The following is a 24,638-nucleotide window of genomic DNA, read 5'->3' as shown; positions in this document are numbered from 1 at the left end:
GCGCCGACCCGGAAGGGCCGGAGGTGACGCTCGGAGCGGTCTGCGCGCGGAGCGGGCGAGACGGAATCGGCATCAGCTGGATCGACTTTCGATGACGGAGCGCGCCGGTACTCCACGCCAAATTACAGAGCCCGAGCCGCGGAGAACTCTAACACGGTGCAGGTCGCGGCTTCCGGGGCGAGAGATCATCACCCCATCATCATTGCCGCACAGCTTGATGCCCGCGAGCGCGACGCCCTGTAGGGTCTGGAACTCGTGGTGGAAAGCGCATTTTCGACGGTGGCCGGGACCACCGGAACCGAACCCGCCGAACAGCCGGCGCGACGCGAGGTATACCGCTGGGGAGTTGTCACCGCCGTCGGTGTGACGCTCGGCTATATCGCGGTGCTGCTGGCCAATGCCCGCCACTTCTACACCGATGACAGCGAATCCCAATACACCGGTTTATGGGTGTTCTTCGGCCGCGCCTTCCGCGACGGCCAGTTCCCGTTCCTGCTGCCGCAGCAGTGGATGTCGGGCAATTACACCAATGAGGAAGCGGGACTGTTCAACCCGCCGCAGCTGCTGATCGATCTGATCGCGCCCTCGGTGCCGAACCTCGCGGTGTACGCGACCATCGTCAAACTGATCTTCGCCATTATCGCCGGGCTCGGGGTGTACCGGGTGTGCCTGGCGTACGGCTCGCGCCCGGAGTGGGCGGCGGCGGCCGGTGTGGCATTCCCCTTCACCGGATTCTTCCTGTTCTTCGATTCGGCCAGCTGGTTCACCGCCATGAGCGGAACCGCGTGGATGATCCACGCCTGGGCGTCCTCGGTGCGGTACGCGCGCGGTAAGGGCGGGCCGATTCCGGTCTTCGTGTACCTGTACCTGGCGATCTCGGTGCAGTACGTGTTCCCGGCGGTCGAGGCCGCCATCATGCTGGTCGCGGTCGCGGTCGGGGAACTGGTGTGGCGCGGGCGTGCGGCCTGGGCTCCGCTGGCCCGGCTCACCGCCGCCGCTGCCGCCGCGGGCGCGGCCGGTCTGATCACCTTCCTGCCGAGCATGCTGTCCGCGAAGGTCAGCTGGCGCGGCACCTCGCAGATCAATAACGACCAGTTCCTCACGGTGCCGTGGTCGGAATCGCTCAATGCCAGCCTGCCGAGCACGCTGCCCGCATTCAACTCGTGGTGGGGTTATATCCAGCCGCTGCCGATGGTCTACATCGCGTGGTTCCTGATTCCGGCGCTGGCGTTCGTGGATTGGCGTGCGGCCAAGGCGCAGTGGAAGGAACTCACCTCCATCGCGCTGTTCGCCGCGGTGATGCTCATGTGGACCGCCGGGCCCGGCACCATCGGACCGCTGCGCTGGCCCGCGCGCGTACTGCCCATGCTGGCGCTGGGCCTGCTGGTGCTCGTCTGCGTACTGCTCGGGCGGTTCGGCACGGTGCAGAGCTGGCGTAATCGCGGGATCGCCGCGGGCGTGCTGATCCTGCTGCTGTGGGTGCGCACCTTCTCCGCCGATCCGCACGATGTGCTCTGGCATGTGCTGTCCGCGCTCGTGGTCGGGGCGCTGGTCGCGGGCGTGGTGTGGCTGGGCCGCACCCGGGGTACGGCGGCGGCGGTCGCGCTGACCATCGTCGCCATGCTCCCGATCGCGTACTTCCAGGTGCGGTCGGTGCAGCCGACGCCGATGTCGTGGAATCTGCCCGCCGACCGCGAGGAGGCCAAGGCGGCGTTCCCGAAGTTCACCACCGGCACCACGCTGCAGCTCGGTGATCGCGGATTGCTGCAACCCGCCGACAAGAGCCTCGAGGGTGCGTACGGATCGCTGGTGTGGGGCAACTACGCCAAGGATCTCGAACTCGACTACGTGAACGGCTATACGCCCAACGGGCACTTCTACTTCGGTGAAATGCTGTGCATGCGCTGGGACGGCAGCACCTGCCCGGACTCGTACAAGCGCATGTTCGCCCCCGAACCGACCACCGGCCGCCCGCTCGCCGATCTCATGCTGATCGATCGAATCGTGTTGCAGAAGGCCATGTTCCCCGAGGCCGGGAACGAACCCGCGCCGGAGGGCTGGCATTTCACCCCGGTGCCCGGGCATGAGAAGTACATCTGGGTGCTCGAGCGCGATGGCGGCCCGATCTCCACGGTCAACGGCCGCATCGGTGACGCCCACAATGTGGATGCCACATCGCTCTCCGAATCCGGCACCAGCAGCGTGGTGCGCGTGTCCTCGGAGACCGGCGGCCGCATCACCTTCGCCCGCCTGGGCTGGCCCGGTTACCGCGTCACCCTGAACGGTAAGACGATCCCGTTCACCACGGTCGCGAAATCCTTTGTGGCCGTCGATATCCCGGCGGGTACCAAGGCCGCCGAACTGGAAGTCACCTGGCGTCCGCCGGGCTGGAAGATCGGCATCGGCGCGGCCGCGGCGGGCCTGATCGGCATCGGCGTTCTGCAATGGCTTTACCTGCGCTCCCGCCGCGACGGCGATGACGGTGACGACGGCGGCGACGATACCGGCCCGATCACCCCGGACCCGAAACGCGAACTGGCGGAATCGGTTTCGTGACCACCGAACGATCCGTCGGCACGTCCGACGACCTGCGCGCCGCATCGTCGAATGTCGATGGTGCGGTGGCCGCGAGCACGGCCGGTGCAGCGGCCGACCCGGAGCCGGTGAGCGCTCCGCCCGGTCCGCTGCTGCGGCTGGTGCGGCGGCAGGAAATCGCCTTCGCGCTGGTCGGCGGGTTCAACACGCTGCTGGGCATGGCCCTGACCATCATGTGGCTGACCGTGCTGAACGGCATGGTGTCCAAGGATGTCGCCGCCGCGCTATCGGTGGCGCTGGCCTACACGGTGAGCGTATTCATCGCCTTCGGCCTGCACCGCACCCTGGTCTTCCGGGTGCGCGGTCATCTGCTGCGCGATTTCGTCGCCTTCGTCGGCGTCAACTCGGTCGGCATGGTCCTGAACATGGCCCTGCTCCAGTTCGCCGTCTCCGTCCTGCACGCCCCGGCCCGCCCCGCCGCCGTCGTGGTCATGGCGCTGGTGGCGGTGGCGAGCTTCTTCGGCCACCGCCACATCTCCTTCCGCCGCACCGATTCCCACCCCGCCCCGGCGGACCGGTAGGTTGACCCTCATGTCGGAGGAAATCCTGGACCCCACGCTGCTGACCCTGCTCGCCTGCCCGCAGGACAAGGGCCCGCTGCACCTGGTTCGCAACGCCGAGGGCGATCCCTTCCTCTACAACCCCCGCCTGCGTCTGGCCTACCCCATCGACAACGGCATCCCGGTCCTGCTGGCCGATGAAGCCCGTCCGGTCGCCGACGAAGACCACACCGCCTTCCTCACCCAGGTCTGATCGCACCGGTATCTCTGTACCGCGTTCATCGCGGCGGTCGACCGTGCTGTCGAGAGGGTTCGGCTAGCCGAGGTCGCCGGTGAGGTAGCGCTGGATGTTGGGGCCTACGGCGGCGGCCAGCTCCTCCACGGGCATGGAGGCAATCGGCTCTATCGGCACTATTTTGCGGGTGACGAGGAGTCCGGCCAGCTGCGAGGCGGCCAGGACGGCGCGTTTGGCTCCGGTGCCCGGGGGTGAATCCACGCGTGCGCGAACGTCTTTCAGGACGACCTCGAGCAGGAAGGCGCGGGCCAGGGCCGGGTCGGCAGTGGTGAGCAGGGTGCGGAAGCCCGCTATCGCCTGAACGCCGATGGGGGAGTCCCAGACCGAGACGACCGTGCGAATGATGGTCTCGCCCAACTCTTCCAGGGGTGCGGCGGCGATGCGGGCCAGGATTACGTCCGGATCGATGGGGATTTCCAGTGCGGCGGTGAACAATTCCTGTTTGGTGCCGAAATAGTGGTGCACCAGTGCGGGATCCACGCTCGCGGCCGTCGCGATCGAGCGAATGGAAGCCCGATCGAAACCCACTTCGGCGAAACGCACTCGCGCGGCGTCCAGAATCGCCTCGCGGGTGCCGGAGCGGCCGGGTCGCCGGCCGCTCCGGGAATTGCCCTCGACGCTCACGCGGTGCGCCGCCGTAGCGTGGCCGCGCCCAGACCCAATGCGATACAGGCGAATCCGGCAACGATCGCGATATCGCGCCACATCACCCCGGTCGCTCCGCTGTGCGTGGACACCTGCTGCAGCGCGTCCACCGCATAGCTGAGCGGCAGCACATTGCTGATGGCCTCGAGCCAGCCGGGCAGCTGGCCGCGCGGAACCAGCAGTCCGCACAGGAAGAACTGGGGCAGCACGATCACGGGCATGAACTGTACGGCCTGGAATTCGGTCCGCGCGAAAGCGCTGGCCAGCAGCCCCAGCGCCACCCCGAGCACGGCGTCGACCACGGCGATCAGCACCACCAGCAGCGGACTGCCCGCCGCGTTCAGATCCAGCAGCCAGAACGCCACCAGACATGCGATCACCGCCTGGCCCGCCGCCGCGATGGAGAACGCCGTCCCGTACCCGCCGAGCAGATCCAGTTTCGACAGCGGCGTGGTCATCAACCGCTCCAAGGTGCCCGAAACCCGTTCGCGCTGCATGGCGATCGCGGTGATGAGGAACATGACCACGAACGGCAGCACCCCGAGCATGGTGATCCCGACCCGATCGAACAGGCGCGGCGCGCCCGGCGCGGTCGGATAGTTCTGGTACACGAAATACAGCAGCGTCATGAGCAGCGCGGGCACCAGCAGGATCATGGCCACGGTGCGGCGATCCGCGCGCAGCTGGCGCAGAATGCGCAGCGTGGTGGCGGCGTAGCAGCGCAGCGGTTTCGGCCCGGCCGGGCGCGACACGGTGGTGGTCACGACTTCTCTCCCATTTTGATCAGTGCCAGGAAGGCGTTCTCGAGGCTGGATTCGCCGGTGTCCGAGCGCAATTCGGCGGGGCTGAGCTGAGCCAGCAGCTGTCCCTCGCGCATGAGCAGCAGTTGATCGCAGTGCTCGGCCTCATCCATGACGTGGCTGGAGACGATCAGGGTGCGGCCCTGGTCGGCCAGCGCGTGGAACTGCGTCCACAGATCCGCGCGCAGGACCGGGTCCAGGCCCACGGTCGGTTCATCGAGCACCAGTAGTTCGGGATCGGCGACCAAGGCGCAGGCCAGCGATACCCGGGTGCGCTGTCCGCCGGAGAGCTGATTGCCGCGATTCCCGGCGCGCCCGCTCAAACCCACAGCGGCGATGGCGGATTCGACGTCCCCGGCCGAACAGCCGTACAGCGCACCGAAATACGCCACATTGTCGGTGACGGTCAGATCGTCGTAGATGCTCGGCGCCTGGGTCACATAACCGACCCTGCGGCGCAGCGCGGGTGATCCGGCCTCCTCGCCGAGTACCCGCACGGTGCCCGCGGCAATGATCTGCGTGCCCACCATGCTGCGCATGAGCGTGGTCTTACCGCAGCCGGACGGCCCGAGGAGTCCGGTGATGCTGCCGCGCGGCACGGTCAGCGAAATGTCCTGCAGGATTTGCCGCCCGCCGCGATCCACCCGCAGGTGGTCGATCGCTATGGCGGGCGCTGGGCTCGGTGCCGTCACTGGGTCACCCTCAATTCATCGAGTGTTGAATTCACTACGTGATGAATTGTGCGCCGGGTATGGGTCCGCGCGCAAGACCCGCTCGGAGAACGCGATCAGTGTCCGGAGTGCTGATGCGGTGGCTGCCCGGCCTGCTGCCCCGGCTCGACCACCACGAATTGGCCCATCATGCCCAGGTCCTCATGCCAGAGCAGATGGCAATGGAACATGTACGGGGTATTCGGATCGGCCGGTCCGTCGAACCGCAGCGCCAGCTTCACCGTGCCGCCCGGCGGCAGGAAGACGGTGTCCTTCGGCCCGCGCAGGGCGGGCGGCGGCGCGTGGCCGTCGACCTCGACGACCGCGAACTGCACATCGTGCACATGGAAGTTGTGCGGCATACCGTCGGCATTGCGCACCGTCCAGGATTCGGTGCTGCCGCGTACGACGGTGGCGTCGATGCGATCCATGGCCATCTTGTTGCCGTTGATCTTGCCGAATTCCAGGGTGAAATCGCGCTGCTGGACCGCGGCCCCGGCATCGGGCAGTTGTGCGGCGACCAGCGCGGCGGGTACCGCGGGCGAGGGCCGAAGCGTCTGTGCCGCACGGAATTCCAGCAGATCGAAGCGATCGTCGCCGCCGCTGAACCGCTGCCCGAAGAAATCCATCCCCAGATCCACGCGATCACTGCGCAGCGTCACGCGTTCGCCGGGCTGGAATCGCACCACGATCTCGGCGCGCTCACCGGGCGAAAGTCGCAGCTGGTCAAGGCTTTCCGGTTGCGCCAGCAGACCGCCGTCCGTGCCGACAAGCGTGAAGCGGCGGGCATCGGAGAACCCGAAGTTGTAAACCCTTGCGGTGGAGGCGTTCAGCAGCCGCAATCGCACCGCTTCATCACCGATGTTCCGATACGGCGCGAGCACCCCGTTGACCACGGTCCGGTCCCCAAGTACGCCGATATCGGCGAACATCCCACGGCCGGTGGCGAATTGCGCACCCTTGAACTTCACATCCTGCACGATGAGCGGCATATCGTCGACGCCGTAGGTGTGCGGTAGCGCCCCTGGATCATTGGCGTCGTCATCGATGAGGAACATGCCCGCCAAGCCCATGCGCACATGAGATTCGGTGGCCCCGTGCGGATGCGGGTGATACCAGAGCGTCGCCGCGGGCTGATCCACCTGCCATTGCGGTGTCCAGGTAGCCCCCGGCCGCACCATCTGATGCGGGCCGCCGTCCATCGCGGCGGGCAGATGCATGCCGTGCCAGTGCACCGTCGACGCCTCGGTCAGTCCGTTGCGCACCTGCACCCGGACTCGTTCACCGCGTTGCGCACGCAATGTGGGTCCGAGGTAGTCGCCATTGAAACCCCAGGTGGAAGTCGCTTTACCGGGCTGGAATTCCTTTGTCCCGGAGCGCATGTCGAGCTGGAATACGCGGGTTCCGTCCGCGTCGACGGTCGACGGCGCGAGCGGTGGCACGCTCAGCTCATCGGTGAACTCGACCGCGCCCACGGTGGAGACATCGGCGGTCGTATAGGCCCAGGCGAACCCGCCGCCCACCACCGCCGCGACCGCCACCGCGATCACACTGAGAATCAAGAGAATTCGCCGCAGCCGCGACCTGCCGAACGCCATGCTCAGACGGTAGGAAGTGCGGAGCCCTCGGCACATCGGGTGCGAGCCCCCATGCGGCACCCATCTATCCCTGAGCCGCACCCCTGGTCGATCCGCCGTCCCGGACGTAGCGGGGCGGTAGCCAATCCGTGGAATACCGGCTGGTTGGAATGGTGAAATACCGGTTCAGCCTTTACGATTTCCGGCGTGACCAGCGATTATCCCGGTGCGATGGAGGACGCGGCCGAAGGCGGCCAAGTGCGTGCTTCCACTCTGGAACTGTTCTTCGACCTCGTCTTCGTCTTCACCATGACCCAGCTGACCCACGCCTTCACCCACCACCCGGGCTGGACCGCGCTCGGCCAGGTGGCACTCATGTTCGGCATCATCTGGTGGATGTACGCCGGATACGTCTGGCTCACCAATGAGGTCGCGCCGAACAGTTCGAACCGCCGCACCTGGCTGCTCATCGGCATGTTCGGATTCTTCGTGCTGGCGCTGTCGATTCCGGGTGCGTTCACCGGCAGCGGGCTGGCCTTCGGCCTCGCGTACTTCCTCATCAACACCGTGCACACGCTCATGTTCGCCACCTCGGGCGGTGCGGGATCGGCGGGCATCCGCCAGATCGGCCCGGTGAATCTGTTGTCCGCGGCCCTGGTGCTCGGCGGCGGCTTGATTCACGAATGGCCGCGATACCTGCTGTGGGGGTTGGCCTTCGGCGTGCAGATCATCACCCCGTACCTGTTCGGGCCGGAGGGATTCTCGGTCCGGGTCGCACACTTCTGTGAACGGCACGGCCTGGTCATCATCGTCGCGCTCGGTGAATCGGTGGTGGCGCTGGGCACCGGACTCGCCGGAGAGGACATCACCCCCGCGCTGGTCGCGACCGTCGCGCTCGGCCTGACCCTGGTGTACGTGCTGTGGTGGGCGTTCTTCGGCCTCGACGACGAACGCGGTGAACACGCGCTCGCGGCGCTGGCACCCGTTGACCGCACCCGGCCCGCGCTGGTCGCCTACGACTACGCCTTCTACGTACTACTCGTCGGCATCATCCTCACCGCCGCCGGCATCAGCATGACCATCGCGCACGGCAATGAATCCGCGAGCACCGCCGCGGCCCTGGCACTTTCGGGCGGTGTGGCGCTGTACTTCTTCGGGCAGTGCGTCTTCCGCCGGGTACTCGGCCTGCCCCGGCCGTGGCTGCGGCTGATCGGGGCGGTCGCGGTGCTCGCGACCGCGCCCATCGGCGTGCTCTGGGTGGCATGGGGGCAGCTGGCGGTGCTGGTGCTGGTCGGCTACGCCTTCGTCATCCTCGACGACGTCCTCAGCATCCGCGACGGCGAAATGGGCAAATACCTGAGCCACTCACCTGTCGCAGCGCGCGTCCGCCGACCGCGCGGGTAGCGGGCCGGGATCAGCCCGCGCCTGCGCCACGCGCCGATCGTGCATACGGTGCGGACGAATTCGGTCGCGCCGAGGGAATGACCAAACGCTGACGAATCCGCGCCACGCCGTGTCCGGGGAGGCCCGTTCCGCGTCCTGCGACCACAATCGACCCCATGACCTGGAATCTCAGCGGCCGCTCGATCGGTAGGGCCTGATATGCGGGTATTGCTCACGGGTGCGGCCGGATTCATCGGCTCACACATTCACCGCGCGCTCACCGCGGCCGGGCACGAGGTGATCGCCGTCGACCTCATGTTGCCCGCCGCGCACGGATTCGACGCCACCCCGCCGCCCGGCGTCTCATTGCTGGATGTGCGTGATCCGGACGGTCTCGACGTGCACCTGCGCGGTATCGACGCCGTCTGCCATCAGGCCGCCGTCGTCGGCGCGGGCGTCAGCGCACAGGACGCGCCCGCGTACGCCGCGCACAATGATCTCGGCACCGCCGTCGTGCTCGCCGCCATGGATCGCGCGCACTGCCACCACCTCGTGCTGGCATCCTCCATGGTGGTCTACGGCGAAGGCCGATACCGGGATACCGCAGCCGATTTCATCCCCGGCCCGCGCGACCGCGCCGACCTCGATCGCGGCGTCTTCGACCATCGCTCGGCTTCCGGCGACGCTCTGGACTGGATTCCCATCGACGAGTCCGCCGCCCTGCACCCGCGCAGCCTCTACGCGGCTAGCAAAGTGGCACAGGAGCATTACGCGCTGGCGTGGGCGACCGCGACGAGCTCGACCGTGACCGCGCTGCGCTACCACAATGTCTACGGCGACGATATGCCCAGGGACACACCGTATTCCGGTGTAGCCGCGATCTTCCGCTCCAGTCTGGAAGCGGGCGAATCCCCACGCGTCTTCGAAGACGGCCGCCAGGCACGGGATTTCGTGCACGTCCGCGATATCGCCGCCGCCAATGTCGCAGCGCTCGAACAACCCCTCGCGGCCTTCACCCCGCTGAATATCGCCTCCGGCCACCCCATCACCATCGGCGAAGTAGCGTCAATCCTTGCCACCGCCAGCGGCGGCAAACCCCCGGTGGTCACCGGCGACTACCGCTCCGGCGACGTCCGCCACATCGTCGCCAGCCCCGAAAAAGCCCGGCACGCACTGGGGTTCACCGCGGCCATCACCCCGGCTGACGGCTTGGCCGATTTCGCCCACGCCCCGCTCCGAGCCGCCGCGGCCACGGGCTCGCCCACCTGGCGCTGACCCTCGTCCTCCGAGCGTGCGATCTGCCTGGCGCGTGCGGCTTTCCAAGTGTCACCCCGCCTGGGCATTTCCCCCCGTCACCCCGCCTGGGCATTCCTACCGTCATCCCGGCGTGCTTTTGGCCGGGATCCATACACTCGGGTCGCGTACTCGGTCAGGACGCCCCTGCACCGGTCAGCAACGGCAGTCGCACCTGGAATCGTGCGCCGTGCTCGCGGTTCTCGGCGGTGATATCGCCGTGGTGCGCCTCCACCAATCCCGCCGCGATGGCCAGTCCCATCCCGCTGCTGCTGCCCAGTGCGTCGGCGGCGGGGGAGCGGGCGGAGGTGCCGCGGTAGGCGACCTCGAAGATGCGGGGCAGGTCGGTGGGGGCGATACCCGGGCCGGTGTCTTCGACCCGCGCCCAGGCGTATCCGCCGTCGATGCCGGTGGAGATATCGATGCGCCCGCCGGGCGGGGTGTGCGCGATGGCATTGGCGACCAGGTTGGTGAGCACCCGGCTGAGCGCGTGATCGCTGCCCGCCACCAGGATTCGATCCCCGGGTTGCCGCGCGGTCAACGTCACCCCGGCGCGCTGCGCGGTGGGCTGATTGGCGGCGAGCACCTCGTCGATGAGCTCACGCAGATCCACCGGTTCCAGACTCAGCCGCAGCGCACCCGAATTGATCTTCGACATCTCGAACAGGTCATCCACCATGGTGGAGAGCCGATTCGTCTCGCGCACAATCTGATTCGCGTACCGCTCCACATCCGCGGTCTCGGCGACCACACCGTCGGCCAGCGCCTCACCCATGGCGCGGATACCGGCCAGCGGCGTGCGCAGGTCATGGCTCACCCACGCCACCAACTCCCGCCGCGATCGTTCGGCCGCGCGTTCCTGCTCCAGCATTTCCCTCTCCCACACCATGGTTCGCGCCTGCGCGCGCCCGAGCACTACCGCCGCGGGCACCGTCACCGCGGTGACCACGGCCAGCACCACCGCGAGCCGCTCGAATTCATCACCGAACATGAGCCCGCTCACCGCCACCACACCGCTGAGGGTGGCGAGCGTCGGAATCAGCACCAGCACGGCCATACTCGTGGTCATGGACCGGTTGCGCAGATAGCGCAGCAGTAGCGCGCCCAACAGCACCACCGGCAGCGACGCGGCCAGTGCGTAACCGATCAGGCCGGGCATATCAGTCGGCACGGCTCGCCTCCTCGGCATCGACGCGGCCCCAGGCGTATCCGCGACCCCATACGGTGTCGATGCGATGCGCCGCACCGAGTTTCGCGCGCAACCGCTTGATATGCACGGTGACGGTGGATTGATCACCGAACGTCCACCCCCACACCTGCGCCAGCAATTCGTCCCGGCTGAACACCCGCTGCTGATTCGACAGCAGGAACAGCAGCAGATCGAATTCCCGCGCGGTCAACTCCACCGGCGCACCGTCCACCGTCACCACCCGCGCGGCCCGGCGCACCTCCACGCTCCCGCTGCGCAGCACCTGATCCCCGGCCACCGCCGGATTCGCCCGCCGCAACACCGAGGCCACCCGCAACGCCAGCTCGCGCGGACTGAACGGCTTGGTCACGTAATCGTCCGCCCCCGCCTGCAATCCGATCACCCGGTCATCCTCGTCCCCGAGCGCGGTGAGCAGAATGATCGGCGTCCCCGGCCGCGGACCGGACCGCACCGACCGGGTCAGATCGATCCCATCCGGCGGCGGCATCATCACATCCAGCACCGCCAGATCGATATCCTCGCGTGCCAGCACCGCCGCGGTGGCGGGCCCATCCGCGGTCTCGATCACCTCGAGCCCGTCCCGCTCCAGATATCGCCGCACCACCTCGCGCACCACGGGATCGTCATCGGCCACCAAAATCCGCATCTGCCTCACCAATTCGTCAGAATGAAATGAACGAGTACCAGCGCCCCCACCGCCTGCACACCCAGCCACACCCGCCCCCACCGCGCGGGCAACAACCCCGCCCCCGCGATCACCCACACCGTGAACGGCAACCAAATCCGCTCCGTCTCAGCCTTACTCAACCCACTGAGATCCGCGAGCAAAAGCGCGGCCAGCCCCGCCGCCGCCACCAATGCGGCCGGATCGACCGCGCCGCGCCAGTTCCGCACGGCATTGAGCAGCGCGGAGTACCGTGCGGCAGGTCCGCCGGGGTTCATCCCCCCACCATCGTGCGGGGCGGACAACGCGACAACGCCTTCCCGGTCCGAGACGGCCGCCTCTCCGTCGAATGCGCTCCCCGCGTCCGGGTGTGCGGGCGCTACCGCGGCCGGTGCGAGTTGTGCCGCCGAATCGGCGGCGGACGCGGGCCCCGGCATATTCGGCGCTATGCCGCGCGCGACCCGCGCCAGGGCCGCCACCGGAGCCAAGCCGAGGGCGCACACGGTGCCTCCGAGATTCGCCCACACCCAATAGGAGTACGGTCGCTCGCTCGCGATGCCCTGGTAATACCGTTGCACCACAAGGTGATAGCCGTCGAGCCACCAGAATCCGGCGGCCTTGAACGCGGCCACCACCAGCAGTACGCCGATGAGCGCGGGGATGGCCGGACGGAATGTGCGGGCCGCGAGGACGAAGGCGGCGGCGACCGCCATCAGCACGAGGCCGTAGCTCAGGAATATGCCGAAGCCGAAGAGCAGACCGGCGGCGAGCCCCGTCGCCACCCAATGCCGCTGCCCCCGCGTGGCAATCGCGAGTAATGCCACCGCCCACGCCGTCACACCGGCGAAGAGCGCGTCGGCGGACACCGCGATCCAGATCGCCGCGGGTGCGAGGGCCAGGAACGGTAGTGCGGCGCGAGCGCGCTGCTCGGCGATATCGGTGAATTCGGGCGCGGCACCGGAGCTTCCGGCGAATCGGCTGAACCATCTCGGCTGATCGCCGGTAGCCGCGCCGTGGCGGGCCACACCCGCGCCGTCGTCGAGGTCCGCCGATCCGAGGGCGCGAATCGCGACCGGAATCGCCACCACCGCACTGGTTCCCACGAGCAGGCACAGTGTTGCCGCCCAGGCTCCGCCGCCGAGGCCGATACGGTCCAGCAGCACGAAGCTGAGCAGTGCACCCGGCGGGTGGCCGGAGACATGGGTGGTCCAGGAGTTGGGCTGGAAATCGAGGATGCGGCCGGAGAATCCGCGCAGCATGGCGGCGATATCGTGTACGCCGCCCACCTCGTGCAGGTATTCGTCGCGGGTGGTGAGGCGGCCCGCGAAACCGCGCTGCCAGCCGTCGACCATGGCCAGCGCGAACGCCCAGGCGATCGCGGTCAACCAGGTCAGCGCGAGCGCCCGCCGCCAAGGCAGTTGGCGCGCGAGAGTTGGCCCGTAGCTGATCACCAGTGCCGCCACGCCGATGGCGGGCGCGGTGCCCCAGCCGATATGCGGCAGCCAATTACCGAAGATCGGCGCGGCCCCGGCGTACAACCGCCCGCGCGCCGGTTCGCTGAGGATTCGCGGGTATAGGAAAGCCGCTGCGACGAGGACCGCTCCGGCCGTCGCGCAGTACACATCGGCGCGGCCGGTGAGGCGGCGCGGGGGAGTCAGGACGGGGGCATTCCGCACGGATTCCACCCTAGGCCGCCCGACCCGCCGATCCACCGCGAAATGAGCGTCGGTCCAGGTCTCGTCATACTTTCGTCACCGGTCGCTACCGGTGAAAACACCCGGTTGGGCCCTACGGTCATGGGGTGACCGAATCCGAGGTTGAACACGGCGTCACCGTCGTGATCCCATGCAAGGACGAAGCGGGCGCACTGCCCGGCGTACTCTCGGCAATCCCGCGCGACTACCGGGTGATCGTGGTGGACAACGGTTCCACCGATGCCACCGCCGCCGTCGCCCGGCTCGCGGGCGCACAGGTCGTGGCCGAACCCGAACCCGGCTACGGCAGCGCCGTGCAGGCGGGCGTGCACGCCGCCCGCACCGCGGTGGTGGCCGTACTGGACGGCGACGGCTCCATGGATCCGCGCGAATTGCCCGGCCTGGTAGCCGAACTCGGGCCCGAGGTCGATATGGTGGTCGGCCGCCGCCGCGCCCACCGCGCGGGCGCCTGGCCCTGGCATGCCCGCCTGGGCAATCAACTCGTCGCCGCCCGCCTGCGGCACCGCTACGGCCTGGCCGTCCACGATGTGGCGGCCATGCGCGTGGTGCACCGCACCCGCCTGCTCGATCTGGGCCCGTTGCACCCGCGCTCCGGCTATCCGCTCGAATTGCTGGTCGCCGCAGCGCATTCCGGCTGGCGACTGGTCGAACGCGATATCACCTACCGGCCGCGCACGCACGGCCGATCCAAGGTTTCCGGCTCGCTGCGCGGCACCCTGCGCGCAGCCAAAGACTTCTGGAGTGTCCGATGAGGCCCGCCACCGTCCCCGCCACCCTGCTCGTGATCGCCAAGGCCCCCATCGCGGGCTTCGCCAAAACCCGTCTGACGCCGCCGTTCTCACCCCGCGACGCCGCCCGCCTGGCCGCCGCCGCACTCCTGGACACCCTGGCGGCCGTGCGCGCCTGCGGCGCCAGGCATCGCATGGTCGCCTGGACCGGAAACCTCGACGACGCACAGGAATCCGCCGCGCTGTCCCTCGCGCTGCGCGATTTCACCGTGATCCCGCAGCGCGGCAACACCTTCGGCGAACGTCTCGCCAACGCGCACGCCGACGCCGCCCAATTCGGCGTCCCCGTCCTGCAAATCGGCATGGACACCCCGCAGGCCGGTCCCGAACTCCTCACCCGCTCGGTCCTGCATCTGACCGCCAGCGGTGACGCCGTCCTCGGACCGGCCGCCGACGGTGGCTGGTGGGCACTGGGATTGACCGATCCGCGCCCCGCTCGCCTGCTGACCGAGGTCCCCATGTCCACCGCCCGCACCGGCGAACTCACCCGGGAGGCCGTGCGCCGCTGCGGCTACCGCGTCCACCGCCTCCCGGTCCTCACCGACGTCGACACCTACGCCGACGCCGTCACGGTCGCGGCGCACTCCACCGGCCAATTCGCCGCGACCTTCGATCGGCTCGGCGCGGCAGCGACCCCCGCCCTGCTGTGACAGCCCACCGCCCCGACCCGAGAATGCATCCGGCCCAATGAATACGACACCGCGACAGCCCCGCGATGATCGCGCCGACACCGGTGCGGCAGGACCGAATACACCAGCAGCCGCGCCGGCATCGGCGACGAACCCGGCCGCTTCGGAGCACACGGGAACGGGCCGCACGCCGGGAGCGAAAGACGCCGTCGCTCGGCCGAGCGCCGAAGCCGCGGGTGCGAGCGCCGATTCTGTGGCGAACGCCCCTATCGAGCAGCAGGATTCGGAGCAGGCTCGGCCGACCGCGCCGACGGTTCCCGAGGGGGCGGGGCTACTGCTGCCCGACCCGCTCGTCCATCGAATTTCGGCGGCGCGCGGTCCGGCGGTGGCGGCCCGGGTCGGAATCGCGTTGGGCCTCAGCATCACCGTCTGCTTCCTGACCGGGCTGATCAGTCATTGGATTCAGCATCCGCCGACGTGGTTCTACTGGCCCGCGAATCCGGTGTGGCTGTATCGGGTCACCCAGGGCGCGCATGTGATCTCGGGTGTCATCGCCATTCCGCTGCTGCTGGTCAAGCTGTGGGCGGTGTATCCGCGACTGTTCAGCCGTCCGCTCATCGGGAATCCGCTGCGCATGCTGGAGCGCGGATCGATTGCGCTGCTGGTGGGTTCGGTGATTTTCCAGCTGGTCACCGGACTGTTCAATACGGCGCAGTTCTACCCGTGGAAGTTCTTCTTCACCACCACGCACTACGCCATGGCCTATGTGGCGTTGGGCGCGCTGGCGATTCATCTCGCCGTGAAACTACCGGTCATCCGCACCGCTCTGAGCCGACCGATTGCCGAGACGGAAAAGACTGTGGTGCGGGAGGATTCGACACTCTCCGGCATCTCCCGGCGTGCGGTGCTGACCACCGCCGGAATCGGCGCGGTCGTAGCGGGTTTGGCGGTGGCGGGCCAGACCGTGCCCTTCCTGCGCTGGGTGGCGGTGCTCGCGCCGCGCAATGGTGAAGGCCCGCAGGGCGTTCCGATCAACCGCACCGCCGCCGATGCCGGGGTGGGGGACAAGGCCCGCGATCCCGGCTACCGGCTCACGGTGCGCACGTCCGGCGGTCATCGCGAATTCAGCCGCGCCGAATTGGCCGCGCTACCGCAAACCGCCGCCGCCCTGCCGATCGCCTGCGTCGAAGGCTGGAGCGCCTCGGCCCACTGGTCCGGTGTGCGCCTGCGCGATCTGCTCACCGCGGTCGGCGAATTCCACGGCGGCGATGTGCGTTTCGAATCCCTCGAACCCGGCGGCCTCTACCGCACCTCGGTACTGCCGCGCCGTCACGCCGTCGACGACTCCACCCTGGTGGCGCTGCGCCTCAATGGCGAGGACCTCACCCTGGACCACGGCTACCCCTGCCGTCTCATCGCCCCGAATCGCCCCGGAGTCCTGCAAACCAAATGGCTTTCGACCATCGAGGTGCTCTCGTGAGAATCATTCGCGTGCTGCTCATCGCGCTCGGGCTGTGGCTCGGCTGGTACGGCATCAGCCTGCTGCTGGAGATGAATCCCGCAGATCTGCGCTCTATCGCGCTCTGGTTCGCCGCCGGAATCCTGTTGCACGACGGCGTTTTCGCACCGATCGCCGCCGCCCTCGGCGTGGCCGCGCGCCGTCTGCTCCCGTCCGCCTGGTGGGCTCCGGTCGCCTGCGGCGCGGTCTGCACGATCACCCTGGTGCTGATCGCGGTCCCGGTCATCGATCGTGCGGGAGCGCTCGCGAGCAACCCCACCATCCTGAACCGCGATTACCTTGCGGGACTGCTCATTTCACTGGCGGTGGTGTGGACCCTGGTCGCACTCATGCTGCGCCGCGTCCGCACCACCCGTCCCACGGTCGACTGACCGTCAATTCCGTTCCGGCACAGCGCAACCGTCCGGACCGCACGCCTCGGCGTCCGCGGCCCCGGGCAGCGTCACCAGCTGCGGTGCGTGATCACTCCACGCCTGCTCCAGCGCCTGCGCGAACACCTCCGGCGGCTGCGCGCCCGACACCCCGTACTTACGATCGATGACGAAGAACGGCACACCCCGCGCTCCGAGCGCGGCCGCCTCGGCCTCATCGGCGCGCACCGCCTCGGCGTAGGCATCGGAGTCGAGTACCTCGCGTACGGCCGACTCATCGAAGCCCGCGCCCACCGCGACCTGAACGAGCCGCTCGGCATCACCGAACAGCGGTGCGTCCACCGCGAAATTGGCCGCGTACAGCGCGTCCAGCAACGCCTCCTGACGACCCTCCGCGAGCGCGAAGTGCAGCAGCCGATGCATATCGAAGCTATTGCCGAAGTCACGTCCCGAGGTCAGGTACGTCAGTCCCGCCGCCTCGGCCTGCGCGCCGATACCGCGCTCATTCGCCGCGGCCTGCGCCTCGCTGATCCCGTACTTCTCGGCGATATGCGGCACCACCGCATCACTGTGATCGCGCGGCAGCGTCGGATCCAGCTCGAAGGATTTGTGCACCACCGATACCGCGTCGCGGTGCGGGAAAGCTTCGAGGGCCTCCTCGAACCGCCGCTTGCCCAGATAGCAGAACGGGCAGTTGATATCGGTCCAGATCTCGACCTGTACGGCCATCACACCTCACTCGATAGCGGAAACTCGCAGGCCGGAGACCCGGCCACCGTATGAACCAACCGGCGGCGAGGCCCGAAGATTCCATGGTGACCCAGGTCACGCGACGCGGTTGTCACGTTCGCGGGCCCTCGGCTGTCCCATAGCCGACCACACGGGAACACACCCTTCGGAGCGCAGCGATGAACACCACCGACACCCACGAAATCGTCGTCCTCGGCGCCGGCTACACCGGCATGCTGGCCGCCCTGCAACTGGCCAGCCGCACCCGCACACTCGCCGTGCACATCACCCTGGTGAATCCGTCGGCGCGCTTCACCGAGCGGTTGCGCATGCACCAGATCGCGGCCGGACAGGAACTCGGCGATCACCGGATCGCGGATCTGATCGCGGGCACCGGTATCGAATTCCGGCAGGCCGCGGCCACCGCCATCGATCCGGAGGCGCGCATCGTCACCCTCGACGACGCCGTGCGGCTGCCCTACGACACCCTGGTCTACGCGCTCGGCAGCACGACCGACACCGGCACGGTCCCCGGCGCGAGCGACCACGCCTGGACCCTGAACGATCCGCGCCAGGCACACCGGTTCTCGATTCGCCTGAATGAGATTGCGCGACAAGGCGGTTCGGTCACCGTCTGCGGCGGCGGCCTCACCGGAATCGAAGCCGCCACCGAGATCGCCGAAGCGCATCCGGAGCTCACCGTCACCCTGATCAGCTACAACGAACCCGGCGCGATGATGGGCGATAAGGCGCGTGCGTATCTCAATCGCGCGCTGGACCGCTTCGGCATCGAGCGGCGCGTGGGCGTCAAGGTCACCAAGGTGCTCCCCGATGCCGTGCGACTGGACACCGGTGAGATGGTGCACTCGGACATGACCCTGTGGACCACCGGCGTCAAGGTGTCCGCACTCGCCACCGAGGCCGGAATCGCCACCGACGCACAGGGTCTCATCCGCACCGATCCGACATTGCGCTCGATTTCGCACCCGGACGTGCACGCCATCGGTGACGCGGCCGCCATCGATCAGGCGTGGGGCCGGATCCACGGCACCTGCCAGAGCGGATTGCCCACCGCCGCGTACACCGCGTCGACGGTCGCGAAGCTGCTGCGCGGTAAAGCCGTGCGCCCCTTCCGTTTCGGCTACTTCCACCAGCCGGTCAGCCTCGGCCGCAAGGATGCGGTCATCCAGTTCACCAAGGCCGATGACACCCCGAAGCGTTGGTACCTGAAGGGCAGGGCTGCCGTCGCCTACAAGGAGTCGGTCAGCAGCAGTGTTCTGACCTCGTACGCCATGAGCAAGCGCTTCCCCATGCCCGTCCAGCTGTCCAAGGGCGGCCGCGCCACCCGCACCGGCGCGTGACGCCGGGACCGGCGGGCCGGAACCGGCCCGCCATTGGCTTCGACCCGTAAGGCCAGGTAGACATGACGCCCATGCCGGACCGTGACACCGTGACACCAGCCCGCGACGAGATCGACCCCTTCGTCGAACACCGCAGGCTGCTCTTCGGCACGGCATATCAAATGCTCGGCTCGGTCGCCGACGCCGAGGACATCCTGCAGGACACCTGGCTCAAATGGCATGCCACCGACCATGATTCGGTCGAGCACCCGCGGGCCTACCTGGTCCGCACCGTCACCAATCTGTGCCTGAACCGCCTCACCTCCGCCCGGGCCACCCGCGAAACCTATATCGGCCCCTGGCTACCCGAACCCCTGCTCACCGTGAGCGCCGATGCCGCCGAGGAGACCGAGATGGCCGACACCGTGTCGACCGCCATGCTGGTCGTACTGGAAACCCTCACCCCGGTGGAGCGAGCGGTCTTCGTCCTGCGCGAGGTGTTCGGCTATTCACACGCCGAGATCGCCGGATTCCTGGACCGCCCCGAGACCACCGTGCGCCAGATCGCGCATCGCGCCCGCTCGCACGTGCAATCGCGCCGACCGCGCTTCGACGCCGATGACACCGCGCGCCGGGAGATCACCGACCGGTTCATGGCCGCCTGTCACGGTGGCGATGTCAACGCCCTGATGGAATTGCTCGCGCCGGAGGTGACGCTGTGGAATGACGGCGGCGGCAAGGTCACCGCCGCGCGCCGCCCGCTGTACGGCCCGGATCATGTGGCGCGCTGGATGCTCGGTGTCATGGCCAAACCGGTCAGCGCGGGCATTCGGCTCGAACCCGCGGTCATCAATGGCGAACTCGGCATCCTCGGCAAGATCGGTGAGTTCATCGTCGGCGCACTCACTTTCGATCTGGTCGGCGGGCGCATCGAGAATCTGCGCTTCCAGCTCAATCCCGACAAACTCTCCGGGCTGCGACCGGGTGCGGGGGAGAACGCCCATCCCGCAACGGATTAGCTACCTCTGCTCACGACCGACGGAACTTGCCACCTCTCACGGAAAACACTGTCATCCCGTGCCAACCTGAGATCGGCCATCCAGCAGAGCAACCGTCCCGCGCTACGCTAACGCGGCTCAATCCGGGGGGATGTACGTTCCCCGACCGAAAAACGCACTGCTAGAAGGATTCCGAATGAGTTTTGGGGGAACCCGACCGGCCCTGATCGGCCGGTCCGCCGCATTGGCGAAGCGCTCCGCACTACCCGCCCTGTTCGCCGTCATGATGGGCGCGGCCGCCTTCACCTCCGCGCCGGCCACCGCCGCACCCGTACTGATGGAAGCGGCCTGCCCGTCCAGCCAGTACGAGAACGCGCAGGGCAATTGCGTCCAGCGCCCGCAGCAGTCGGACACCGCGCCCGACGGCGCCACCGCCCGCTGCGGCGACGGCACCTACAGCTTCAGCCAGACCCGCCGCGGCACCTGCTCGCACCACGGCGGCGTCTCCCAGTGGCTGTAATCGATTGACCGATCGCCGTCCCGAATCCCTACCGGGACGGCGCACCGGAACCCGCGCGCCCGAGTCCGGGTGCGCGGGTTCCGCCGTCACCGGCACCGCCGATGCGCTCCGGATCATTACGCCGTCCCGTGTGCCGGCCCGGAACCCGTTCCGGAACAATGGCCTGTCGTGGATGCCGACCTATTGGCCGTCGAACCGTTGCTCGCCGCTCGCAGACTGCTCGGCGCGACGTTGTGGTCCGGGCCGGTCGGTATGCGAATCGTCGAGGTCGAGGCATACGGGGGAGATCCGGCCGGACCGTGGCACGATCCCGCCGCGCACTCGGGGCGGGGCCGCACCCCACGCAATGCCGTTATGTTCGGCCCGCCGGGCGTGCTGTACGTCTACTTCAGCTATGGCATGCACACCTGCGTGAACGTCACCACCGGTCCCGACGGCATCGCCAGCGCCGTACTCATCCGTGCGGGCGAGATCATCGCCGGTCAGGACGAGGCCCGCGCCCGCCGTCCCGCCGCGCGCACCGATGCCGCACTCGCCAAAGGCCCCGGCAATGTCGGCAGCGCCCTCGGAATCTCCTTGAGCGACTACGGTATTCACCTCTTCGACCCGAAATCGCCGATCCGCCTGGAACTCGGACCCGAAATCACCGATCCCACCGCGATTTCCGCCGGCCCCCGGGTCGGCGTGAGCCTGGCCGCCGATCGGCCGTGGCGGCTCTGGCTCACCGATTCACCGGCGGTATCGGCCTACCGCCGCAGCCCGCGCGCCCCGCACCCCGCTTGACACCCGAACCCGAAGTACACCAGCGGATTCGGCGAGAACCACCCCGGCCGGGGCTACCGTGGAAAGCACAGTGCTCAGCAAGGGGGTCCATGCCATGTTCGATCGCTTCTCGCCGCAAGCCCGCCGGATCGTCATCCTGGCCCAGGAAGAGGCCCTGGGCTTCGATCACAATTACATCGGCACCGAACATCTGCTGCTCGGACTGCTGCGCGATGACGACGGAGTGGCGGCGCGCATACTCGCCGACCTCGGCATCAGCCTGGACGCGGTGCGCGGCCGGGTGGGGGAGTTGATCGGCCGGGGTACGGCGGCCGCATCGGGACACATTCCCTTCACTCCCAGGGCGCGCCGGGTGCTCGAGATCTCGTTCTACGAATCGAAAGATCTGGGGCAGAACGAGATTCGTCCCGAACATCTGCTGCTCGGCCTGGTCGTGGAGGGTGAGGGCGTGGCCGCGCAGGTGCTGCGCGCCATGGACGCGGACGCCGACCGGGTGCGCGCCCGGGTGCTCGAATCGCACGGCATCCCGGAGGCGGCACCGCTACTGCGGGACATCGGCGAGGATCCCGAACCCGCCGGATCCGACGACCGCGCCAACGGTTCCGATGACCTGGAACAGCGCATCGCGGCCCTCGAACGCCGCGTCACCGAACTGGAGCAGCGGCTCGGCGGCGGTCGAGAGGATGCGGACGCGTGAATCACGCCATGGCGTCGGCCCCGTAGCGCTCGATGAACAACTCCCGCAGCGTCATCGCCGACACCTCGGTCCCGGTGCGATCCAGATACTCCTGCACGTACCGCGCGAACTCGATCTGAGTGCGCCGCGACATCTCTATCCCGTACTCCTGCTCCAGCAGATACGCGATACCGCCCTTGCCGGACTGCGAATTCACCCGGATCACCGCATCGTAGGAGCGGCCAACATCGGCCGGATCGATCGGCAGATACGGTACCCGCCAAGGGATTTCACGCTCCTGCTGCCCAACTTCCGCGGCCCGGGACCGATGTTCGGCGAACCCCTTCCTGATGGCGTCCTGATGCGTCCCGGAGAACGCGGTGTACACCAGATCCCCGGCATAGGGATGCCGATCGTGAATCGGCAGCCGCGTGCAGTACTCCACCGTCTCGCGCACCCGGTCGATATCGGAGAAGTCGATCATCGGATTCACGCCCTGCGCGTGCAGATTCAACGCCAGCACCGCCAGATCCACATTGCCGGTGCGCTCACCATTGCCGAATACGCAGCCCTCCACCCGCTGCGCCCCGGCCAGCAACGCCAACTCCGCGGCGGCGATACCGGTGCCGCGATCATTGTGCGGATGCACCGACAGGATGACGCTGTCCCGCCGCGCCAGATTCCGATGCATGTACTCGATCTGATCGGCGTACACGTTCGGCGTCGCCACCTCGACCGTCGCGGGCAGATTCAGCACCACCGGCCGCTGCGGCGTCGCATCCCACAGCGTGGTGATGCGATCACAGATATCCAGCACGAAATCGGGTTCGGTCAGCATGAAGACCTCGGGCGAGAACTGGAACCGCACATTCGGCAGATCCCCTGCCAGTTCCAGGATGTCGCGCCCGCCGGCCATGATCAGATCGGCCACCTGCTCCCGCGATGACCCCAGCACCACATCGCGCCAGGTCGGGGCGGTCGCGATATACATATGGATGACAACGTCATTGGTGATGCCGCGCACCGATTCGATCGTCCGCTCGATCAAATCCCTTCGGGCGGGCGTGAATACGACGATCGACACATCCTCGGGCGCGAGCCCTTCGGTGCCGATCAGCCGTACGAAATCGAAGTCGGCCTGCGAGGCGCTGGGATACCCGACCTCGATCTCCTTGTAGCCCATGGCCACCAGCATTTCGAAGAACCGGCGCTTGCGCTCCGGATCCATCGGCTCGTGCAGGGCTTGATTACCGTCCCGCAGATCCACCGGCACCCACAGCGGGGCCCGCGTGATCCGGTTCGACGGCCAGTGCCGGTCGGTCAGGGGTACCGAAACCCGTTGGTACACATCGCTGTACCGATGCGACGGCATGGCGGAGGGCTGCTGACGATTCCAGTTGTTTGCAGAGAACACGGTTGCTGTCTTTCGCGTCGGAAGGCAGACCGGCGCAGCACTGCAACCCGCGGACGGGGTGCCGGTCGATCAGAGCCCGTCGCGGCGGAGAAGCAGAAGCAGCACACCCTGAAGCATGTGGCCTAGACTAGAGGGAAACAACTCCTCAGACAAGTAGAGAGGCAAAACGGATATGTCCCAGGTCCAGCGGCACCCACTCGCCGCACAAGCCGCAGAGGTACTACTCGAACGGCTGCGCGCGGGGGAATGGGAACTGGGCCACCGGCTACCCGGCGAAACCACCCTGGCCGCCCAGCTCGGCGTCGGCCGCTCCACGCTGCGCGAAGCCATCCGGGAGCTCGCGGGCCGGGGCGTCCTCGAAAGCCGCCAGGGTGCGGGCGTTTTCGTCACCTCCCTGGATGTGGCCGAGGACTGGGACACCGTGTTGCGCCGGGCGGATATCGCCGCCGTCATCGAGGCCCGCATCGCCATCGAAGCCGAAGCCGCCGCCTTGGCCGCCGCCCGGCGCACCCCCGCGGATCTGCGAAACATCCTGCGCGCCCTCACCGCCCGCGCCGAGGCCGACGCTTCGATCGAAGCCCTCGTCGACGCGGACACCGCCTTCCACCGCACCGTCGTGGTCGCCGCGCACAACGACATCCTGCTGGAGATGTTCAACGCCTTCGTCCCGCGCCTGCGCCGCTCGATGATCGATATGCTCCGCATCCGGCCCATCGCCGACCCGCCCGCCGATCATCACGCGCACGAAGACCTCTATGTCGCCATCCGCGCCCGCAAGCCCGATGTCGCCGCCACCGCCAGCCGCGTCCACCTCACCGCTCTCAAGGCCGCGCTCGCCTGACCAGGCAAAAGATCTTTCTCGAAATTTCTTTTCGCGGCACCGATGAGTTTCCGTACGGGGTCCCGTCCTAACCCATGACCGAGTTCAGCCCCGAACTCGCAACCCCCAGAAGGAAACTCATCATGACCGCCATCGCCGCATCCGCCCAGACCACCACCGTCGCCGCCCCGGCCACCCCCGGCAAGATCCGCAACCGCGTGCTGTGGACCCTGCAGATCATCTTCGGCCTCTTCTTCATCATCGCCTCGGGCCTGCCCAAGCTGGTCGGCCAGCATGACGCCGTCGTGGCCTTCCAGAACATCGGCTGGGGTGAATGGTTCCGCTACTTCACCGGTGTCGTCGAGGTCTCCGGCGGTATCGGCCTGCTGGTGCCGCGCCTGAGCGGTCCGGCCGCCGCGGGCCTGTCCATCACCACCGTGCTGGCCGCCCTCACCCAGATCTTCTTGCTCGACGCCCCGGCCCTGGCCCCCTTCCCGCTGGTGCTGGCCGTCATGTTCGCCTGGATCGCCTACGAGCGCCGCGCCTCCTTCGCCACCTTCACAGACCTGGTCAAGCACTGACCTGATGAATATTGCTTCGACGCAGGATCCGCTCCCGAGGACACTCGGGGGCGGATCGGTCGCGTGCGGATGAGCGCGGGTCC

24 protein-coding genes and 1 pseudogene are annotated in these 24,638 nt (G+C 68.0%); 16 read left to right on the top strand and 9 right to left on the bottom strand.

Features of this window, described 5'->3' with window-relative positions; translation table 11 throughout:
• Positions 1-363 precede the first annotated feature (363 nt).
• Genes ACFC4D_RS18585 through ACFC4D_RS18575 form a run of 3 tightly spaced genes read left to right on the top strand, consistent with a single transcriptional unit; the run spans position 364 to position 3,348 of the window.
• Positions 364-2,556 (top strand): hypothetical protein, encoded by a 2,193-nt coding sequence (locus ACFC4D_RS18585; RefSeq protein ID WP_376065525.1) that lies wholly within the window; start codon positions 364-366, stop codon positions 2,554-2,556.
• The gene (locus ACFC4D_RS18580) at positions 2,553-3,116 is read left to right on the top strand and encodes a GtrA family protein (RefSeq protein WP_376064911.1); all 564 of its coding nucleotides are present in this window, start codon (positions 2,553-2,555) and stop codon (positions 3,114-3,116) included. Before ACFC4D_RS18585 ends, ACFC4D_RS18580 begins: the two co-directional genes overlap by 4 nt.
• A gap of 10 nt (positions 3,117-3,126) precedes the next feature.
• A complete protein-coding gene (locus tag ACFC4D_RS18575) occupies positions 3,127-3,348 on the top strand; it encodes a Trm112 family protein (RefSeq protein ID WP_364643070.1) in 222 nt (73 codons plus the stop codon).
• A gap of 63 nt (positions 3,349-3,411) precedes the next feature.
• Here ACFC4D_RS18575 and ACFC4D_RS18570 read toward each other — a convergent pair whose 3' ends face one another.
• From ACFC4D_RS18570 to ACFC4D_RS18555, 4 genes are all read right to left on the bottom strand, one after another.
• The gene (locus ACFC4D_RS18570; protein WP_364643068.1) at positions 3,412-4,014 is read right to left on the bottom strand and encodes a TetR family transcriptional regulator; all 603 of its coding nucleotides are present in this window, start codon (positions 4,012-4,014) and stop codon (positions 3,412-3,414) included.
• Complete coding sequence (locus tag ACFC4D_RS18565; RefSeq protein WP_375967835.1) at positions 4,011-4,799, bottom strand: ABC transporter permease; 789 nt, start codon at positions 4,797-4,799, stop codon at positions 4,011-4,013. Before ACFC4D_RS18565 ends, ACFC4D_RS18570 begins: the two co-directional genes overlap by 4 nt.
• Positions 4,796-5,527 carry an ABC transporter ATP-binding protein gene (locus ACFC4D_RS18560; protein ID WP_376064908.1) on the bottom strand — a complete coding sequence of 244 codons (732 nt, stop codon included), beginning with the start codon at positions 5,525-5,527 and terminating at the stop codon, positions 4,796-4,798. Before ACFC4D_RS18560 ends, ACFC4D_RS18565 begins: the two co-directional genes overlap by 4 nt.
• A 95-nt stretch (positions 5,528-5,622) precedes the next feature.
• Complete coding sequence (locus ACFC4D_RS18555; protein WP_376064905.1) at positions 5,623-7,143, bottom strand: multicopper oxidase family protein; 1,521 nt, start codon at positions 7,141-7,143, stop codon at positions 5,623-5,625.
• Positions 7,144-7,329: 186 nt separating this feature from the next.
• On the opposite strand from ACFC4D_RS18555, the gene ACFC4D_RS18550 reads away from it, so the two are divergent.
• Positions 7,330-8,526: a low temperature requirement protein A gene (locus ACFC4D_RS18550; protein ID WP_376064904.1), complete on the top strand. Its 1,197-nt coding sequence runs from the start codon at positions 7,330-7,332 to the stop codon at positions 8,524-8,526.
• Between the two features lie 198 nt (positions 8,527-8,724).
• On the top strand, positions 8,725-9,780 hold the full coding sequence (locus ACFC4D_RS18545; protein WP_376064902.1) for an NAD-dependent epimerase/dehydratase family protein: 1,056 nt from the start codon (positions 8,725-8,727) through the stop codon (positions 9,778-9,780).
• A gap of 154 nt (positions 9,781-9,934) precedes the next feature.
• Here ACFC4D_RS18545 and ACFC4D_RS18540 read toward each other — a convergent pair whose 3' ends face one another.
• Genes ACFC4D_RS18540 through ACFC4D_RS18530 form a run of 3 tightly spaced genes read right to left on the bottom strand, consistent with a single transcriptional unit; the run spans position 9,935 to position 13,348 of the window.
• Positions 9,935-10,969 carry a sensor histidine kinase gene (locus ACFC4D_RS18540; RefSeq protein ID WP_375967825.1) on the bottom strand — a complete coding sequence of 345 codons (1,035 nt, stop codon included), beginning with the start codon at positions 10,967-10,969 and terminating at the stop codon, positions 9,935-9,937.
• The gene (locus tag ACFC4D_RS18535; RefSeq protein WP_376064899.1) at positions 10,959-11,654 is read right to left on the bottom strand and encodes a response regulator transcription factor; all 696 of its coding nucleotides are present in this window, start codon (positions 11,652-11,654) and stop codon (positions 10,959-10,961) included. Before ACFC4D_RS18535 ends, ACFC4D_RS18540 begins: the two co-directional genes overlap by 11 nt.
• A 5-nt stretch (positions 11,655-11,659) precedes the next feature.
• Positions 11,660-13,348, bottom strand: coding sequence for a hypothetical protein (locus ACFC4D_RS18530; RefSeq protein WP_376064897.1), 1,689 nt, complete (start codon positions 13,346-13,348; stop codon positions 11,660-11,662).
• Between the two features lie 125 nt (positions 13,349-13,473).
• On the opposite strand from ACFC4D_RS18530, the gene ACFC4D_RS18525 reads away from it, so the two are divergent.
• The 4 genes from ACFC4D_RS18525 to ACFC4D_RS18510 all read left to right on the top strand — a co-directional run bounded on the left by ACFC4D_RS18525 (position 13,474) and on the right by ACFC4D_RS18510 (position 16,694).
• Positions 13,474-14,139 carry a glycosyltransferase family 2 protein gene (locus tag ACFC4D_RS18525; RefSeq protein WP_364643048.1) on the top strand — a complete coding sequence of 222 codons (666 nt, stop codon included), beginning with the start codon at positions 13,474-13,476 and terminating at the stop codon, positions 14,137-14,139.
• Complete coding sequence (locus tag ACFC4D_RS18520) at positions 14,136-14,825, top strand: DUF2064 domain-containing protein (RefSeq protein WP_375967819.1); 690 nt, start codon at positions 14,136-14,138, stop codon at positions 14,823-14,825. The genes ACFC4D_RS18525 and ACFC4D_RS18520 overlap by 4 nt, the downstream gene beginning before the upstream one ends.
• Positions 14,826-15,141: 316 nt before the next feature.
• A complete protein-coding gene (locus ACFC4D_RS18515) occupies positions 15,142-16,284 on the top strand; it encodes a molybdopterin-dependent oxidoreductase (protein WP_376065523.1) in 1,143 nt (380 codons plus the stop codon).
• On the top strand, positions 16,281-16,694 hold the full coding sequence (locus ACFC4D_RS18510; protein ID WP_376064894.1) for a hypothetical protein: 414 nt from the start codon (positions 16,281-16,283) through the stop codon (positions 16,692-16,694). Before ACFC4D_RS18515 ends, ACFC4D_RS18510 begins: the two co-directional genes overlap by 4 nt.
• A gap of 3 nt (positions 16,695-16,697) precedes the next feature.
• On the opposite strand, the gene ACFC4D_RS18505 is transcribed toward ACFC4D_RS18510, so the two are convergent.
• Positions 16,698-17,423 carry a DsbA family oxidoreductase gene (locus ACFC4D_RS18505; protein WP_376064892.1) on the bottom strand — a complete coding sequence of 242 codons (726 nt, stop codon included), beginning with the start codon at positions 17,421-17,423 and terminating at the stop codon, positions 16,698-16,700.
• A 179-nt stretch (positions 17,424-17,602) separates the two neighbouring features.
• Here ACFC4D_RS18505 and ACFC4D_RS18500 point away from each other — a divergent pair, with 179 nt between their 5' ends.
• The 5 genes from ACFC4D_RS18500 (at position 17,603) to ACFC4D_RS18480 (ending at position 21,761) form a co-directional block, all read left to right on the top strand.
• A complete protein-coding gene (locus ACFC4D_RS18500) occupies positions 17,603-18,784 on the top strand; it encodes an NAD(P)/FAD-dependent oxidoreductase (protein ID WP_376064890.1) in 1,182 nt (393 codons plus the stop codon).
• A 71-nt stretch (positions 18,785-18,855) separates the two neighbouring features.
• Entirely contained in the window at positions 18,856-19,782 is a 927-nt protein-coding gene (locus tag ACFC4D_RS18495) for an RNA polymerase sigma-70 factor (protein WP_376064888.1), read from the top strand.
• A gap of 175 nt (positions 19,783-19,957) precedes the next feature.
• Positions 19,958-20,281, top strand: a complete 324-nt coding sequence (locus tag ACFC4D_RS18490; protein WP_364643037.1) for a DUF3761 domain-containing protein — start codon at positions 19,958-19,960, stop codon at positions 20,279-20,281.
• 168 nt (positions 20,282-20,449) lie between these two features.
• On the top strand, positions 20,450-21,064 hold the full coding sequence (locus ACFC4D_RS18485) for a DNA-3-methyladenine glycosylase (protein ID WP_375967809.1): 615 nt from the start codon (positions 20,450-20,452) through the stop codon (positions 21,062-21,064).
• 70 nt (positions 21,065-21,134) lie between these two features.
• Positions 21,135-21,761, top strand: coding sequence for a Clp protease N-terminal domain-containing protein (locus ACFC4D_RS18480; protein ID WP_375967807.1), 627 nt, complete (start codon positions 21,135-21,137; stop codon positions 21,759-21,761).
• A 22-nt stretch (positions 21,762-21,783) separates the two neighbouring features.
• Here ACFC4D_RS18480 and ACFC4D_RS18475 read toward each other — a convergent pair.
• A pseudogene (locus ACFC4D_RS18475) lies at positions 21,784-23,112 on the bottom strand (2-isopropylmalate synthase); the annotation flags it as partial.
• A 214-nt stretch (positions 23,113-23,326) separates the two neighbouring features.
• Here ACFC4D_RS18475 and ACFC4D_RS18470 point away from each other — a divergent pair.
• Entirely contained in the window at positions 23,327-23,995 is a 669-nt protein-coding gene (locus ACFC4D_RS18470) for a FadR/GntR family transcriptional regulator (RefSeq protein ID WP_376064885.1), read from the top strand.
• A 74-nt stretch (positions 23,996-24,069) separates the two neighbouring features.
• The gene (locus tag ACFC4D_RS18465) at positions 24,070-24,555 is read left to right on the top strand and encodes a DoxX family protein (protein WP_376064882.1); all 486 of its coding nucleotides are present in this window, start codon (positions 24,070-24,072) and stop codon (positions 24,553-24,555) included.
• The last annotated feature ends 83 nt before the right edge of the window (positions 24,556-24,638 follow it).

Origin of the sequence: Nocardia sp. NPDC056000 (assembly GCF_042269265.1) — a bacterium.
Taxonomy (GTDB): domain Bacteria; phylum Actinomycetota; class Actinomycetes; order Mycobacteriales; family Mycobacteriaceae; genus Nocardia.
This window is presented reverse-complemented; position numbering and strand designations above follow the sequence as displayed.